Raw genomic sequence first — 15,645 nt, 5'->3', positions numbered from 1 at the left:
CCCGTCCTGATCACAGATCGGGCACTCCCAGGTATAATGGGAGTGCCCTCTTTTTTCGGGCAGGAAGGATGGCTACAAGCACCCACGGGCACGACCCAGCCACCAGTGCACACCTCGTCCTTCTCCTCTCTCAGGAGCACCTGGCTCAAGGCATCCAGCGCCTGGCGCGTCACATACGGGAGGACTACCAGGGGTGCAACCCCCTTCTGGTCGGGGTGCTGAAAGGGGCTTTCATCTTTTTGGCCGACCTGGTGCGCGCTTTGCACATCCCCCTCGAAATCGACTTCGTGCGGGTAGCCACCTACGGCGCTGCCACCCACCCCTCCGCCCCCGCACGGGTGCTTTCAGGCGTACGCCTCTCCCCCAGGGGACGCCACGTGCTCGTGGTGGAGGACATCGTGGACACCGGGTTCACCACCCAAGCTGTCCTTACCTACCTCAAGCGCTTTTCACCCCTCACCCTGCGCACCTGCGTCCTGTTGGACAAACCCTCTTGTCGCCGTGTGGAGGTGCCTATCCATTACCTGGGCTTCACCCTGCCCGACCGCTTCGTGGTGGGATACGGCCTGGACAAAGGGGAGGCCTACCGCTGGCTCCCCGCCATTTACGCCCTGGAGGAGGGAGACCATGAACCTGCAGCGCCTCATCGCCGTGGCACGGGGTGATGCCCCTGCGGATCTGGTCCTGCGCAACGCCCGTATCGTCAACACCTTTACCGGCGAGATTGAAGAGGGCCATGTGGCTATCGCCGAGGGGCGTATCGCCGGCATTGGCGACTATCAGGACGCCCACGAAGTGCTTGACCTGCAGGGGCGGTGGTTGGCCCCGGGCCTCATTGACGGCCATTATCACTTAGAGAGCACCTACCTTACAGTGGACCAGTATGCCCGTGCTGTGGTGCCGCGCGGCACCCTGGGCTGTGTAACCGACCTCCACGAGGTTGCCAATGTCTGTGGGTTGAGGGGCATGCGTTGGGTGATGGCCTGTGCCCGTCGCGTGCCCTTGGACATGTTCTTCATGGCTCCCTCCTGCGTCCCCGCCACTCATATGGAGACCTCCGGGGCCACCCTCGGACCGGCCGAGGTGCGCCAGGCCTTGCGCTGGAAAGAGGTGCTGGGTTTGGGAGAGATGATGAACTTCCCCGCCGTCATTCAAGCCGACCCGTATGTGCTGGCCAAAATTTCCGCCGCCCGTGGGCGGGTGCGGGATGGCCACGCCCCCAGGGTTACCGGCAAGGCTCTGAACGCTTACTTAGCCCCCCTCATCGGCTCCGACCACGAAACCACCCACCGGGAGGAGGGCAAGGAGAAACTGCGGCGGGGCATGTACCTGATGATTCGGGAAGGCTCTTCGGAGAAGAACTTGGAGGACCTCCTCCCCCTGGTCAATGAGCACACCTACCGCCGGTGCATGCTCGTGGTGGACGACCGCACCGCCAAAGATATCTATAAGGACGGGGATGTGGATGCGGTGGTCCGCAAGGCCATCCGCTTGGGGCTAGACCCCGTGATGGCCATCACTATGGCTACCCTGGTGCCCGCCACCTACTTCCGCCTGGAGGGGTTGGGCGGCATCGCCCCCGGCTACTGGGCCAACCTGCTCGTGTTGGACGATTTGCGGGCCTTCCGAGTGGAAAGGGTCTACTACCGTGGGCGCCTGGTGGCGCACCAGGGACGGCCCCTGTTTACAGCCACAATGCCCAAAGCCCCCTGGATGTGGGACACAGTGCACATCAAACCCTTCACCCCTGCAGATTTGGCCATCCGCTGGGGGGAGCGGGACACCGTCCCCGTGATGGAGATCGTCCCCGGTCAAATCATCACCCGTTGGGTGGAAGAGCGCCCCCTACGACGCAACGGCACCATTGTCGCCGACCCCCAGCGCGACCTCCTTAAACTGGCTGTGGTGGAGCGGCACAAGGCGACGGGCAACATCGGCCTGGGCCTGGTGAAGGGGTTCGGCCTGCAGAGGGGGGCATTGGCCACCTCCGTGGCCCACGACTCCCACAACATCGTGGTGGTGGGGGTAAGCGACGAGGATATCCTGACCGCCGTGCGGGAGATTGAGCGCCTGCGGGGAGGCCTCACGGTCGTGGCCCAGGGGAAAGTGTTGGGATCCCTGGCCCTGCCCATCGCCGGCTTACTGTCGCCCGAGCCGTTGGAGAAGGTCGCCCAGACGGTGGAGGAGTTGGAGCGCCTGGCTGGCGACCTGGGGTGTCGTGTGGCATCCCCCTTCGCAGTGCTCTCCTTCCTGGCGCTACCCGTCATCCCCGAATTGAAACTGACCGACCGGGGTTTGGTGGATGTGATGGCGGGGCGGTTCGTCCAAGTGTGACGCGTCAGCCCGCCTTAGCCGTAGCGGCGGTGGTGTCCAGGGTCTTGCGGTAGCGGATGGCGTGCACACCCTCGCCGTAGTAGTTGGGCAGGTCAACAACGGGGACAAACCCGTTGTGCTCATAGAGGCAGCGGGCTTCCCGATTGGTAGCACGGACCTCCAAGGCGAGAGCGGTGAGGCCCCTCTGACGGGCGATGCGCTCCGCCTCCCGCAACAGGGCGGTTCCGATTCCCCTGCCCCGCGCCGCGGGAGAGACCACGATGTCGTAAATCCTCCCGATGGTAGAGCGGTAGCGCCACAGAAGCACCACGAAGCCCAAAATTTCCCCATTCTCCTCCGCCACCACGATACGGCCCTGGGCGCGGGTTAGGAGATAACGCAATCGCCCCTCCGAAAAGGTCTCCTCGGGGGGGAAACCCTCCCGCTCCAAAGCCACAAGGCGGGGCAAGTCCTCTATTTTGGCGTAGCGAAGCATAGATTGCCTCCTTCCTTTTCACGGGTTGAGACCCAGACTGGGAGCCACTGACCGCAAAGCCTGGGTTACAAAGGCGAGATGCTCGTCCAGATTCACTCCCAGTTCCTCTGCCCCCTTCGTGATGTCCTCCCTCCGCACAGCACGGGCGAAGGCCTTGTCCTTCATCTTCTTGCGGACGGCCTCGGGTGTAACCTCCGCCAGGCTTTTGGTGGGACGCACCAGGGCAACGGCGATAATGAACCCGCACAGTTCATCCACAGCGAACAAGGCCTTCTCCATGAGGGTCTCCCGAGGGATGCCGGTATGGTCGCCGTGGGACAGCACCGCCCGCACGATCGGTTCGGGCACCCCCCTTTGGCGCAAGAGAGCGGCCCCGTAGGTGGGGTGCTGATCGGGGGTGGGACAAATCTCCCAGTCAAAGTCGTGGAGCAGGCCCGCTATGCCCCAGGTCTCCTCGTCTTCCCCATACTTGCGGGCATAGGCGCGCATAGCCGCCTCCACCGAGAGGAGGTGCTTCCGCAAACTTTCGCTCTTCACAAACTCGTTGACAATGGCCAGGGCCTCATTGCGGTTCATATCCCTCCCCCTCCGGCTCGGCCAAGTGTCTTTCCCCTACCCGCAACTTGCCAGGGGCACACCGGCGGGCTGTGGTGATGAAGCCTGTGTGGGCCACCATGCGGTGGACCGGGCGGGCGCTCACAGGGCTCATATGCCACGGGCGGAGGAGCACTTCAAAGGTCTCCACGAGGTCAAACTCGGGATGGGCTTCCAGGGCCATGCACAAACGATGCACTTGCAGCACCGTGGGAAGCCAGCACAGCAGGATACCGCCAGGGAGTAAGGCCGGTGCTGCGTGGGGCACTGCCCGCCAAGGCTCGGGCACATCCAGAATAATCCGATCCAACCCTCTGTCGGCGATACCGGCATACACATCCGCTTCGCGAATCACCCAGTTGGACGGCTCGGGGAAGAGGGCCTGCACATTCTGGCGGGCTCGGGGGATATAGTCGCGGCGCACCTCGTAAGAGATCACACACCCCTGAGGCCCCACGGCGCGCAATAAGGCCAAGGTCAAGGCCCCCGAACCCAACCCCGCTTCCAGCACCCGCGCCCCAGGGAAGATGTCGCCGTAGACCAAAATGGCCCCCAGGTCTTTGGGGTAGATAATTTGGGTAACCCGGGGCAACTCCTGAATGTAGTCGGCTAAAGTGGGGCGCAGAGCAAGGAAGGTGTGCCCGCCCGCAGTGATGCGCGCGCCAGGTGCCTGGCCCAGAATGGTGTCGTGGGGGAGAGCGCCCAGATGGGTATGAAAGGTGTGGCCGGGGACAAGGGTAAAAAGGTAACGGCGGTCCTTCCTGTCTACCAGGAGAACCTGGTCTCCAGGACGGAATACGAGCCCTTCGCTAAGGTTACCCTCGGTTTCCAAAGCGACGCGCCTCGTTCAATTATCCTATCGGGGATGTGGACTGTTTGTCCATACCCCCTTGACCCGCGGTGCCCATGAGCGTAGCCTACACTGGGAGGAGCTGGATGCGGGTTTTCTTTGATGTGGACCTCACCATTCTGTACGCCGACGGGAGCCAATGGGCCTTGCGCCCCGGGACGGAGGAGGTGTTCCGCCGCCTTCGGGATCTGGGGTGCGAAATTTATGTATGGACGGCCACTGGCCGACCCCACGCCGAGCGGGTGGTGCACACCTTTGGCCTGGCCCGTTGGGTTACCGCCTGCCTGGACAAGGACGCCGACTGCCCCATCCGCCCCGATATGGTGGTGGACGACGACGACTTCTTGGTGCAGAAGTATTCGGGGGTGTGGGTCAAACCTTACCGCCACCTAGACCCCCACGATAGGGAACTGTATCGGGTTATTGAATGGGTGGAACAGGTGCTGCGCAACCGTGCTCGGCCCCTAGCCTAGCGGGGTGTTAGGAGGAAGCGCCGCCGCACCCACCCGCTCACCGCATCCATAGCCAACACCACCCCGAGAACCAGCAGGAGCACCGTCGCCAGGCGCTGATACTCCATGGTCTGCAAGTAGACCTGCAGCACAAAGCCCACCCCGCCCGCCCCCACGAACCCCAAAATAGAGGACGCGCGAATGTTGTATTCCAGCATGAACAGCAGTTGCGCCAAGATAGCATTAGCCCCTTCGGGAAGCACCACGAACCGCACCAGGTGCAGACGCGACGCCCCCACACCCCGCACCGCCTCCATGATCTCGGGGTCGGTGCCCTCAAACAACTCGGCGTAAAGTTTGGCCAAATACCCTACGGTGTAAAAGGCGATGCCCAAAGTGCCCGCCAAGGGCCCCAAGCCCACAATGATCACGAATAGGATAGCCCACAACAGAACCGGGATGGTACGCACCACAGCGCTCACGAGGCGGGCCAGGGATGTGATCGGCAAAGGAAACAGGGAGCGCGTCCCCAAGATGCCCAGGGGCAGGGAGAGGAGGAAACCCAACAGGGTCCCCGCGAAGGCCATCTGCACCGTCTCCAGCAGGGCCTGGCCCGCCACCGCCAAGACCGCCCCATCGGGGGGCACCATATCGCGCACGAAAATGCCCGCGTTTACCAGACCCCGTCCGAGGCGCTGGCCGTCAAAGAAGCCCAGGTGCCCCAGCACCACCCCCAGCGCCACCGCCACACCCCCCAACACCAGCAAATCCCGCCTCACCCCAGCACCTCCTGGAGCAGGTTCCAGGTTACTTGGGAGCCGCTGCACTGGTGGCGCACTACCCCATCCTTGACCAAGAACACCTGGTCCCCGAACTCCTGCACCAGTTGCACCTCGTGCATATTCATCAAGAAGGTCATCCCCTCCCGCTGGGTAACCTGGCGCATCAGGCGCAAAATTTCGGCCGCCCGAGGCAGGTCCAGATCAGAGACGAACTCGTCGGCCAGAACCACTTTGGGGCGTTGCAGAAGAGTGCGGGCGATGGCCACCCGCTGGCGCTCGCCCCCGCTGAGGCGGAACACCTTTTCGTGAGCCTTGTGCCCAATACCCAGCAACTCCAAAACCGTGCGTGCCCTCTCCACCTCCTGCTTGGGGAAGATGCCCAAGAAGACCCTAAGCCCTGGGCTGCGCCCCAAAGCCCCCATCAGCACATTCTCCAAGGCCGTCAGGTTGCGCACCAGCCCTAGTTGCTGGGGAATATATCCCACACGGGGGCGCAGGGCCCGAGGCATCCCCTTATGCACCTCCCTCCCCAAGATGCGCACCACGCCCTTTTGGGGGCGCACAAGGCCTGCCAGAACCTTCAGCAGGGTGGTTTTGCCGGCGCCCGAAGGGCCCATAATCATGGCCATGGCACCCTCGGGAACGGCCAGGGACACATCCTTCAGCACCCAAACCCGTGGCCGATAGGCGAACCAGACCCCCTCAGCCTGGAGTGGGTAGGTAAGGCTGTCGTCCATCGCTCCACTAGCCCAGGCGCTCGGTGAACTTCAAACCCGCCAGGCGCAAGTAGCGCTGGAGGGTGGCCAGGTGCTCCTGGGCCGTTGTGGACTGAAAGCGCACGAAGATGCTGGAGATGAAGGAGCGCATTAACGGGCGATACTCGGGAGCGCCCAAGCCTTCAATGGCTTGAAGAACCTGACTGCGCAACGGCTCCGCCAGGTCTTTGCTGACGACTACGGCGTGGGAGGGGATAGGCCCTTGCTGCTCTAACACGCGTGTATTGGCCAAAACCTCCCGATACAACCGCTCCGACACATCCCCGGCGATAATGGTTACATCCACCTGCCCCTGCTGCAGAGCTTGCCAGCACTGGGCGTAGCCCCCCCCAAACAGCACATCCCCGAAGAAGGCTTTAGGGTCCGCCTCGCGGCCGGCCTCCACGGTGAGATAGCCCAGTTCCACCAGGCGCCCCATGGGGGCGACATACCCGGAGGTGGAGATAGGGCTGGGGAAGCAGGCCCGCTTCCCCTTGAGAGACAGGAGGTTCTCGTAGGGGCTATCGGCACGCACCACCCAGTAGGAGTAATAAAAGGGAGCCTCCCTCTTCTCTTGGCCGATGACCACCTCCCGTACCTCCGCCAGGGCGACCTCAGCCCCCGCCATCTGGGTTGCCAGATAGGACGGCCAGGCCGACATGAAGGCCACCTGCGCCTGCCCAAAGCGCAGGGACTCCACCACCGCCGCATAACTGGTGGGGACATAAATCTGCACATCCACCTTCCCGCCCAACTGCTGTTCCAGGAACTGCTCCAGAGGACGGGCCTTTTCCAGCATCTCAGCGGCGGACATGGTGGGTTGGATAGCGATCACCACCCGTTGGGGTGTCTCCTGGGCGGGTGAGGTTCCCCCCCGGCTCCGCCCGCCTATGAGGAACCCGCCCATCCCTGCTCCCACCACCAGTGCCAGCACAATCAGGAGCAGCATCCAGCGGTGGCGCACCTTTGCTCTCCTCTCTCTGCCCCACTGCGGCAGAACGCCATCACCCCGTTGGGGCAGAATTAGATGAATTGTTGATTGCAATATACGCTAATTCCCCTCTTCTGTCAAGAGGCGGCGGCGACGGGGGAAGGGGAGGAGCGCTCCCCACGCATGTGCACCCACTCAGCCAAAGCCTGGTGCACCTCGTGGAAGGTTTCAAAAGGAAGATGAGGCAAATTGTTCCGCCGGCAGTAATCCAGCAACCACTTGCGGGCAAACACCAGGTCCGCACGGCGCGCTGCGCAGGCATCCGTCAGCCCATCGCCGACCAGCACCAGCCGTTCCGTTTGCCCCTTGATCCGCTCCACCAGCCAGCACTTGCACACCCCCACATCGGGACAACTCCGCACCCCGTTGGTGAAGCGCATCCCCAAACGGGGGCCACTGAAATCGGCCGTGGCGCTGTAAAACGGCACTTGCAGCCCCTCCCGCTCCAGCACCGCCTGAATGTAGAAGTCCAACCCCCCGGAGGCGATGGTCAGGGGGATACCCTTCTCCCGACACCACATCACCAACGCGGTAAAGCCCGGGCGCAAGCGATGCTCCTCCTGCACACAGCGCGTTAACGCCTCTCGGTCGGCTGGCAGACGAGCAAAGTAGAGGGCCAAAGCCTCCCGCCCGCTCAGCAGCCCCTGCTCCCAATAGGGGTCAATATCCCCCCATCCCCCAGCCTGAAACCGCGCGAACAGGATATCCCCCGTGTCCTGCAGGGTGATGGTGCCGTCAAAGTCCACGACGAGGGCACACGGATACAGGGCCATACGCAGTACCCATTTCCAGCATACCATACCCCAGAGGCTACGGCCAGGTCAGCACACGGTAGATGGTAACCTTCTCGTTACGGTACACCCCTTGTAGGAGCCCCTGACGCTCCATTTCGGCAAACTTTGCCAGCCCCTGTGGGGGATAGTAGAGGGCCTCCGTCTCCCCTACATATACATAGCCCACCCCATACCGCCGCAGGATATCGTGCGCCTCCTTTATGTCAACGGTGGTATACAGGCGTTGCAGGTCGGTCAGGCGCTCCTCCACCGGAGGACAGTGGGGCCCGCCACACCGCTGTTGCATCTGGTGCCACGACCACCCCACCACCGACGGCAACCCCGTGTAGACCGAGATGCGACCGCCCCAGCGGTAGAGCGGGGTATTGGCTTCTGCGATGACAGGCGTCCCCTCCACATACTCCCACAGCCAGCGAATGGCCTCCCTGTCCCAACGCAAGGCCACCTGCCCCCGCTCATCCCGATACACCGCCCACTCCATATAGGCGGTGCCGTCTAGGGTGAAGGGTAGAATAGTGAAACGGTCGGCCAACCGGGCGCGCGTGCCCAAAAGGGGATATATACCTGCACTAAGGAGCAACAGGGCAAAGACACCCAGCCACACCATACCCCACCCCGTCAGGCGCGGGCGGAGGGTCTGGTGTCTCAAAGGCCAACCCCCTGCCCCGGGTGGGCATCCAGCCAGATTTGGAAGCGTGGGCTCGGGTGGCGGTGCACCCGCCCGCCTCACCAGTCGGGGGAGCACCTGCCCCAAGCCATACGCCGACGCCAGTGCGAGGAGCACCCACCCGTGAATGTAAAACTTGAACACCGTGTTCATGCGGTCAATATCGTCCCGCAGGCGCAGGAAGTCCACACCTATCCCCAAAGCGAACGCCACCTCCGCCATCAGCACGGCTATAAGGGCCTCCCGATTCCCCCGCTCCCAGGCCTTCCACCCTACCACTACCCCCAGCACCCCCAGTCCCAGAAGCATGGCCACCGTCGCATACCCCCCGGCCACCAGAGCCAGTAGGATTCCGCCCCCCAGGCCAACAGCCCCCACACCCCAGACACTCCCCCGAACCACCCTCCCCAGCACGGGTACACCCTCCCACACCAGCCAGGTAACCAACGGAAACAGGAATAGGCCGTGAATGGCCAGATAGTGGATGAGCATGGTCTTGGCAACGGTGGGTTGCACACCCGCTACCGGTGGGGCAAACCGCACATGGAACGGTAGGAACAGGAGTATCCCCGCCAGCACCACGCCACACCCCACGACCCCTCCACCGACAGCGAAAGCCCACGGATGCCCCGCCCGCAGACCCACAGTGCGCCTCGTGCCGAGCACTTTCGCTCCCGGTTCCAGCGTGCGTGAGGGCACTACCCAGCCGTCTATACCGTTGGGTGTGGGCACCGCCTGGGCGGTGCCTCCCGCCGCCCGCCCGTGAATTGCCCGCCACCACACCAACCCCCCCAAGACCCCACTTGCCAGGGTGATCGCCCCAAAGGTGGGGAAGTCCCACGAGTTGGTGGGGTAAAGAGAACCCACGGCCAAGCCCAGGAGAGCTAGAATAGGCAGTATCGGCTTCAACCCCTGCTCGGGCACAGCCCGTACCAGCCCCAGCACACCCCCCAGCACCAGCAGGGATAAAGGTATTGCCAACAGATGGGCGTGCAGGTCCGCGAACAGGAAGGTGAAGAAGGGGAATTCGGTAATCTCAAAACCGGGGGGGTCGGGTGGCATCATGCGGCTAGAGCGCCAGTAGTCAAAGGGGGGAAAAGACCTGCCGCTCAGGGTTGCCCCCACCCCCTGGAGGAGTTGCACGGCCCCATCCAGGTTGCCCAGGACGAAGGCGAAACTCGCCCCAGCGATGCCCACCCCTATGGCCCCTCTCTCCACTCCTCCCTTCCCTCCACCCAGGGTGTAGGCGATGCTGAAGGCGCTCCCCGTCGCCAAAGCGAACAAGGTGGGCACTGCAAGGTTATAAGCCGTGGGTGTGGGAATCGCTGTAAGGTGCACCAGTGTGGCCACCAGCACCTGTCCAAAGTAGTAGTAGTTCAGCGCCCCCCCTGCAAACCAGGGGTCATAGGGGGGGAACCAGGTGGACTTGACCACAGCGTTCAGGTGGGCCAAATCCATGGGCTTCTCGCCTCCCCGGAAGGGGTGCCACAGGTCCGGGTTGGCCATCCGAATGAGCACGAAGGCCCCAAAGGCCGATAGGAAGAGGGCTTCCTCCACCGCCAACAAGCGCCACCGCTCCCGCAGGAACTTCCCCCACTCCTTACGTCCCCACCAGGCCAGCAATCCCCCGCCCACCAGCAAGAGGACGAGAAACACCGCAATGCTTCCCCGTCCGAAGGGGACGAGTTTTAGGCTGGCGCACAGCCAAGCAAGGTAGGCTGTCGCCAGCAAGCCCAGGGTGCGTCCCAGGAGCCATCCCCCATCGGGAAGGGAGCGGAAGGCCCAAAAGCCCCACAGAACCCCCGCTCCCGACACCCCATACAGCACCACCAGCCACCCCAACACCGGCTGCCGCCCCAGGATATCCCCTTTTGGGAAAAGGCGCGCCCAGGTTCCCCCGCGTTGCTGGTCGGCCCATTCCCGAGGGGTAAGCATGGGCGTAGAGCGGACAGGGGGCGACGGCGTCAGGGTCAAGCCTTCCCACAAACGCTCTCGCAACGCCTCGGCGGATACACCTTCCACCCTTTGGAAAATGAGCACCAACGGATGGTCGTACACACTGAAAGACTCGTCGGCAAAACCCAGGCGCAGAGGCAGAGGTGCCGGCTTCCAAGTGCGCAGCGGTTCGGGCACCGGGACGCCGGCGCGCCGGAAGGTATCGTCCATAATGGCCAGGCCAGGGAGCGACGGCCAGCGCCCCTCCCAGTGCACCAGACGATACCCCAACTCCCCAGCGAACAGAAGGCGATAGTAGTGGCTGGACATAGGGTAGCGGTGTGGGAGACGAGGAATCGTCCCATACAGGCGCTGGCTGTAGAAGACCAGATAGTCGGCCTGGGCCAGGCGCTGGGCCAAGCGGTCGGCTTTATCCCAAGAGTCGGGCTCATAGAGGGGGAGTTCCTCCACCCGGAAGCCCCACAGGTTGGGCAGGCCCTCCTCCCAGTGCTCCTTGAGGATGAGGGAGCCGGGGCGGGCGTGCCCCCCCAACCAGTGGGAGGCCAGAATGGCGGGGTGGGGCTTGCGATACATGCTGACATAGGCCACTCCATACAACACTCCCCCCAGGAGCGCGCCCGCTACTACACCCCACACCGCTACTCCCACAATGCGCTGGGGCATGGGGGGGAGCCTGATCTGGCGCACCCACTCCACCAGCACCACCAGCAGACGTGCCCCATAGACCAGCAGGAAGGGCACGATGGGCAAGAGATAGCGCAGATATTTCACCGGCAGGCCACCCACGATGAGGAAATACGGAATCACCCACCCCATCACCAGCACCTCGGCCCGACGGCGGGAGCGCCACGCCCAGAAGGGGGCAGCCAGCAGCCCCATCCACGCTACCACACCCACCGGCAACCCCAAACCCCAACGGGCCAACTGCTCTACGGGATACCAATAGGCCGGCGTCCCCACATACTGCAGAGTGTACGGGTAATCCCGAATGCGCCGCGCCATCTCGCTCTGCTCTAACACATCGGCGAGATACTTGGGCCAGTCCAAAAAGGCGTAGGGTTGCGCCACGAACGTGGACACCCCCACCATCCCATAGCCCAGGGCTAGGGCACCCAGCGCCCACTTCCACCGCCGTCCATCCGGACGGGACAACCCCACCCGCTCGCCAACCCCTCCCAGCAGGTAGAGCAAAGGCGCCACAGTTAAAGGCAATAACAAAGGTGCCCCCGCAAACTTAGAGGCCAGGGCAAACCCCACCCAAACCCCACTCACACCTGCCCATAACAGGCTCCCCCGCTGGGCCACAGGAATGAGAGACAGCATGGCATAAAGGGAGAACAGGGCCAGGAAGGTATCAGCCGTGAAAAAGTGGGCTAACTGAATGTGAATCACTGCAAAGGTGGCCAGGAATGCCCCGAGCACCCCCTCCCGCATCCCGAACAGACGCCTCCCCAGCAGAAAAACCCCCAGCACAATCAGGGTATCGGCCAAGCCCGTGAGGACACGCCCCGGGATGCGTAGGTCGGCCATCCCCAGGTCTTTCCACGGGGATAGGGCCACCTGGATAACCTTCAGGAGGTAAAGCGGGAGGCTGCCGTAAGGGAACCACTGGGGGTTCCACGGGGCGTCGGCGGTGCCGCAGAAACGGCGAGTAGTATAGTAGGAAGGGTCGCGCCCCAAATCGTTGACGCACCACAGGATGGCGCGCTCATCCGGATGGAACAAGTGGCCCCCATCCCAGTTGAGACCGAACAGGCGCAGGCCCAGGGCTACCAGAAGGAGAAGGGCCAGGGCCCCGGGGGACATCAGCACACGCCACACGGTGCGCGTTCGCATGGTCGTCCCGTTCAGGGGTATTGTAACAGGGGCCCCCACCCCTTGACGCCCGACCCATGCTATAATAAAAGGGCTAATCCTAGTGATGAAGGACAAGCGTGGCTCTCTACGCGATCATCCAGGCCGGGGGCAAGCAGTACCGGGTCAGGCCCGGTGACATCATTGATGTGGAGCGCCTGGAGGCCGAGCCGGGCACCGAGGTGGACTTGGACCTCGTGCTCCTGGTGGAGCAGGACGGACAGGTGCTAATCGGCCAACCCTCCCTCAACGGCGCACGGGTGCGGGCGGTGGTGCGGGACATCTTCCGCGGCCCCAAACTCATCGTCTTTAAATACAAGCCCAAGAAGCGCTATCGCCGCAAAAGCGGGCATCGCCAGTGGTATACGCGGCTCCTCATCAAGGACATCCTGGTGGGGCAGACGCCCCCATCCCAGCCATCATCCCAGGCCTAGAGGGGGAGGTGCACCACTATGGCTCATAAGAAGACGGGCGGCGCATCCCGTAACGGACGGGATAGTCAGAGCAAACGCTTGGGGGTGAAAGAATACGCCGGACAGGTGGTGCGGGCGGGCGCTGTCCTCGTGCGCCAGCGGGGGACGCGTATCCTCCCCGGCGTAAATGTGCGCCTGGGCAGGGATTACACTCTCTACGCCGTCGCCGACGGACGGGTCGCCTTTGAGTTCGTCTCCCCCACAAAGAAGCGGGTCAGCGTCTACCCCCTGGAAGGCTAGCATGAAGGCGAAAATCCACCCCCCGTGGTATCCCCAGGCGCGTGTCATCTGCATCTGCGGTAACACTTTTACCACTGGCTCCACCAAGCCCGAACTGCGCATTGAGGTGTGCCACAAGTGCCACCCCTTCTTCACCGGGGAGCAGCGAATTGTGGACACCGAGGGCCGGGTGGAGCGCCTGAAGCGCAAGTTCAAACTGCAGTAGGCGCTCAACCCGGCCACGGGGGTGAGGGGTCTCACCCCCGTGCCTTTTTGGAGGCCCATGTCCCAACCCTTCGCCTACGGTGGGCAGGCCCTCATTGAGGGGGTCATGATTCGGGGCCAGCGGTGGGTGGCCCTGGCGGTGCGCAGGCCCGACGGGAGCCTGGCCACCCAGGTCTGGCCCCTAGCCTCCCTATTTCAGGGCCGCTGGCGTCGTTACCCTTTGGTGCGGGGGCCTGTGGTGCTGGCCGAGACCCTGGTTGTGGGCCTGCGCGCCCTCTCCTATTCCGCCCAGGTGGCAAGCGGGGAGGAGGAGTGCCCTTCAGCCCCGGCAATGTGGGGCGCTGTTCTGCTGGCTCTCGTGATAGCGGTGGGCATTTTCCTCCTGGTGCCCTTGGTGGGGGGGAAGGCCCTTATCGGCGCAGGCCTGCCCGTGGTGCTGGCCCACCTGGCAGAGGGCTTGGTTCGGCTGGGGCTCTTCCTGGGCTACCTGTGGCTCATCGGGCGCATGCGGGACATCCAGAGGGTGTTCGCCTACCACGGGGCGGAACATATGGCCATCCACGCCTACGAGCACGGGCAGCCCCTCACCCCGGAGGCCGTTGCCCGCTTCCCCACTGCTCATCCCCGTTGTGGCACCGCCTTTTTGCTGGTGGTGGGGGTCATCAGCATCCTCGTTTTCGTCTTTCTGGGTGACCTACCCGTGTGGCAAGGATTGCTGGCGCGCCTGGGGTTTGTACCGCTTATTGCCAGCCTCTCCTACGAAGTCATTCGCTGGGGCGGGCGGCATGCCCATCGCCCCCTGGTGCGGTGGGTGCTGGCTCCCAGCCTGGCCCTCCAGGCCCTCACCACCCGCCCTCCGGACAGGGAGCAGATAGATGTGGCCCTCACTGCTCTGCGCCTGGCCCTGCAGACGGATGGGGTGGCTCCCCAGCCCGAAGGGGAGCGTGCTATACTGCACCCAGCCTCCAATGCCCAATCCCAGCACACCCAAGGGAGGGAGCATGGCCCTGGAGTTTGAGGTCATCGCCAATGGGAGTGTTACCACGCCTTTGGGCTTCCTGGCGGGCGCTGTGTATGCCGGCATCAAGACCTATGGGGAAGATAAGTTAGACCTGGGCCTTTTGGTGTCGGAGCGCCCCGCCAGCGCCGCCGGCACCTTTACGACCAACACCATCGTCTCCGGCTCGGTGCGGGTGTGTCAGCGCCATATCAGTCGGGGCATCGCCCGGGCGGTGGTGGTCAACAGCGGATGCGCTAACTGCTGTGTAGGCGAGCAGGGGGTCAAGGACGCCTTGGAGACCACCGCCCTGGTGGGACGCAAACTGGCCATCCCCCCAGAGGAGGTGCTGATTTGCTCCACAGGCATTATCGGTGTGGAACTCCCCATGGGGCTGATTCGGGAAGCCATTCCCAAGATTAGCCTCTCCCGCGAGGGGGGCCACGCCTTCGCCCGCGCCATCCTTACCACCGATAGCCGTCCCAAAGAGGTGGCGATAGGGTTGACTCTTGGGGGCAAGCGGGTGCACATCGGCGGGTGTGTCAAAGGGGCGGGGATGATTCACCCCCAGATGGCCACCATGCTGGCTTTCCTGACCACCGACGCCACCATTGACCCCCCGCTCCTGCGCACCCTTCTGAAAGAGGCGGTAGATGCCTCCTTCAACATGGTGGATGTGGACAACGACCAGAGCACCAACGACACGGTGCTCCTTTTGGCCAACGGGGCTGCGGGTGCTCCCCCCCTGCGTCCCCACTCCCCCGAAGCCGAGACCTTCCAACAGGCCCTTACCCAGGTATGCACGACCTTGGCGAAGGACATGGTGCGGTACGCCGAAGGTGCCACCAAACTGATCGAGGCGACGGTAGAGGAGGCCTCAACACTGCAGGACGCCCGCCTGGCAGCCCGCGCCATCGTCTCCTCCAACCTGGTGAAGACAGCTGTCTACGGGGGCGACCCCAACTGGGGGCGGGTGATGATGGCCATCGGCAAGAGCGGTGCCCAGGTGGACGAGAGTAAGGTCGCCCTTTACATCAACGGCATCTGTGTGATGGAGGGGGGTGTGCCCATCCCCTACTTCAAGGAGGCCCTTGCTGCCAGCATGAAGGCCCCTGAGGTGCGTTTTCGGGTGCGCCTGGGGCTAGGGAATGCTCAGGCCACCGCCTGGGGTTCGGACTTAAGCGAAGCCTATGTTACCCTCAACAGCGCCTACACCACATAAGGGTG

The 15,645-nt window shown here is 63.5% G+C and carries 16 protein-coding genes; 8 read left to right on the top strand and 8 right to left on the bottom strand.

The genetic code is table 11. The features are described from left to right. Positions 1–68: 68 nt before the first annotated feature. Both hpt and ade read left to right on the top strand, forming a co-directional pair. Positions 69–665 carry a hypoxanthine phosphoribosyltransferase gene (gene hpt, locus NZ951_03385; GenBank protein MCS7206965.1) on the top strand — a complete coding sequence of 199 codons (597 nt, stop codon included), beginning with the start codon at positions 69–71 and terminating at the stop codon, positions 663–665. Next, positions 628–2,334: an adenine deaminase gene (gene ade / locus NZ951_03380; protein MCS7206964.1), complete on the top strand. Its 1,707-nt coding sequence runs from the start codon at positions 628–630 to the stop codon at positions 2,332–2,334. Before hpt ends, ade begins: the two co-directional genes overlap by 38 nt. A gap of 4 nt (positions 2,335–2,338) precedes the next feature. On the opposite strand, the gene NZ951_03375 is transcribed toward ade, so the two are convergent. From NZ951_03375 to NZ951_03365, 3 genes are read right to left on the bottom strand one after another with little or no spacing between them, the layout of a single operon-like run. Further along, positions 2,339–2,809: a GNAT family N-acetyltransferase gene (locus tag NZ951_03375; GenBank protein MCS7206963.1), complete on the bottom strand. Its 471-nt coding sequence runs from the start codon at positions 2,807–2,809 to the stop codon at positions 2,339–2,341. An 18-nt stretch (positions 2,810–2,827) separates the two neighbouring features. Next, positions 2,828–3,385 (bottom strand): HDIG domain-containing protein, encoded by a 558-nt coding sequence (locus tag NZ951_03370; protein ID MCS7206962.1) that lies wholly within the window; start codon positions 3,383–3,385, stop codon positions 2,828–2,830. Next, a complete protein-coding gene (locus NZ951_03365) occupies positions 3,372–4,235 on the bottom strand; it encodes a tRNA (adenine-N1)-methyltransferase (GenBank protein MCS7206961.1) in 864 nt (287 codons plus the stop codon). The genes NZ951_03370 and NZ951_03365 overlap by 14 nt, the downstream gene beginning before the upstream one ends. A 104-nt stretch (positions 4,236–4,339) precedes the next feature. Here NZ951_03365 and NZ951_03360 point away from each other — a divergent pair, with 104 nt between their 5' ends. Then, entirely contained in the window at positions 4,340–4,726 is a 387-nt protein-coding gene (locus NZ951_03360) for a hypothetical protein (protein ID MCS7206960.1), read from the top strand. Here the strand turns inward: NZ951_03360 and phnE are convergent. The 5 genes from phnE to NZ951_03335 all read right to left on the bottom strand — a co-directional run bounded on the left by phnE (position 4,723) and on the right by NZ951_03335 (position 12,486). Then, entirely contained in the window at positions 4,723–5,484 is a 762-nt protein-coding gene (gene phnE, locus NZ951_03355; GenBank protein ID MCS7206959.1) for a phosphonate ABC transporter, permease protein PhnE, read from the bottom strand. The genes NZ951_03360 and phnE overlap by 4 nt on opposite strands. Next, positions 5,481–6,224 carry an ATP-binding cassette domain-containing protein gene (locus NZ951_03350; GenBank protein ID MCS7206958.1) on the bottom strand — a complete coding sequence of 248 codons (744 nt, stop codon included), beginning with the start codon at positions 6,222–6,224 and terminating at the stop codon, positions 5,481–5,483. The genes phnE and NZ951_03350 overlap by 4 nt, the downstream gene beginning before the upstream one ends. 7 nt (positions 6,225–6,231) lie before the next feature. Beyond that, entirely contained in the window at positions 6,232–7,206 is a 975-nt protein-coding gene (locus tag NZ951_03345; protein ID MCS7206957.1) for a phosphate/phosphite/phosphonate ABC transporter substrate-binding protein, read from the bottom strand. Between the two features lie 104 nt (positions 7,207–7,310). Further along, positions 7,311–8,006, bottom strand: a complete 696-nt coding sequence (locus NZ951_03340) for an MtnX-like HAD-IB family phosphatase (protein MCS7206956.1) — start codon at positions 8,004–8,006, stop codon at positions 7,311–7,313. Between the two features lie 37 nt (positions 8,007–8,043). Then, positions 8,044–12,486 (bottom strand): DUF2298 domain-containing protein, encoded by a 4,443-nt coding sequence (locus NZ951_03335; GenBank protein ID MCS7206955.1) that lies wholly within the window; start codon positions 12,484–12,486, stop codon positions 8,044–8,046. Between the two features lie 98 nt (positions 12,487–12,584). Between NZ951_03335 and rplU the strand changes: the two genes are divergently transcribed. From rplU to argJ, 5 genes are read left to right on the top strand one after another with little or no spacing between them, the layout of a single operon-like run. Further along, complete coding sequence (gene rplU, locus NZ951_03330) at positions 12,585–12,938, top strand: 50S ribosomal protein L21 (protein ID MCS7206954.1); 354 nt, start codon at positions 12,585–12,587, stop codon at positions 12,936–12,938. 18 nt (positions 12,939–12,956) lie between these two features. Continuing rightward, positions 12,957–13,217 (top strand): 50S ribosomal protein L27, encoded by a 261-nt coding sequence (gene rpmA / locus NZ951_03325; protein ID MCS7206953.1) that lies wholly within the window; start codon positions 12,957–12,959, stop codon positions 13,215–13,217. A gap of 1 nt (position 13,218) precedes the next feature. Beyond that, positions 13,219–13,422 carry a 50S ribosomal protein L31 gene (gene rpmE / locus NZ951_03320; protein MCS7206952.1) on the top strand — a complete coding sequence of 68 codons (204 nt, stop codon included), beginning with the start codon at positions 13,219–13,221 and terminating at the stop codon, positions 13,420–13,422. A 57-nt stretch (positions 13,423–13,479) separates the two neighbouring features. Further along, positions 13,480–14,439 carry a DUF1385 domain-containing protein gene (locus tag NZ951_03315; GenBank protein ID MCS7206951.1) on the top strand — a complete coding sequence of 320 codons (960 nt, stop codon included), beginning with the start codon at positions 13,480–13,482 and terminating at the stop codon, positions 14,437–14,439. Beyond that, the gene (gene argJ, locus NZ951_03310; protein MCS7206950.1) at positions 14,423–15,640 is read left to right on the top strand and encodes a bifunctional glutamate N-acetyltransferase/amino-acid acetyltransferase ArgJ; all 1,218 of its coding nucleotides are present in this window, start codon (positions 14,423–14,425) and stop codon (positions 15,638–15,640) included. Before NZ951_03315 ends, argJ begins: the two co-directional genes overlap by 17 nt. Positions 15,641–15,645 lie beyond the last annotated feature (5 nt).

The organism is Dehalococcoidia bacterium (assembly GCA_025060295.1).
Taxonomy (GTDB): domain Bacteria; phylum Chloroflexota; class Dehalococcoidia; order Lucifugimonadales; family HRBIN23; genus HRBIN23.
This window is presented reverse-complemented; position numbering and strand designations above follow the sequence as displayed.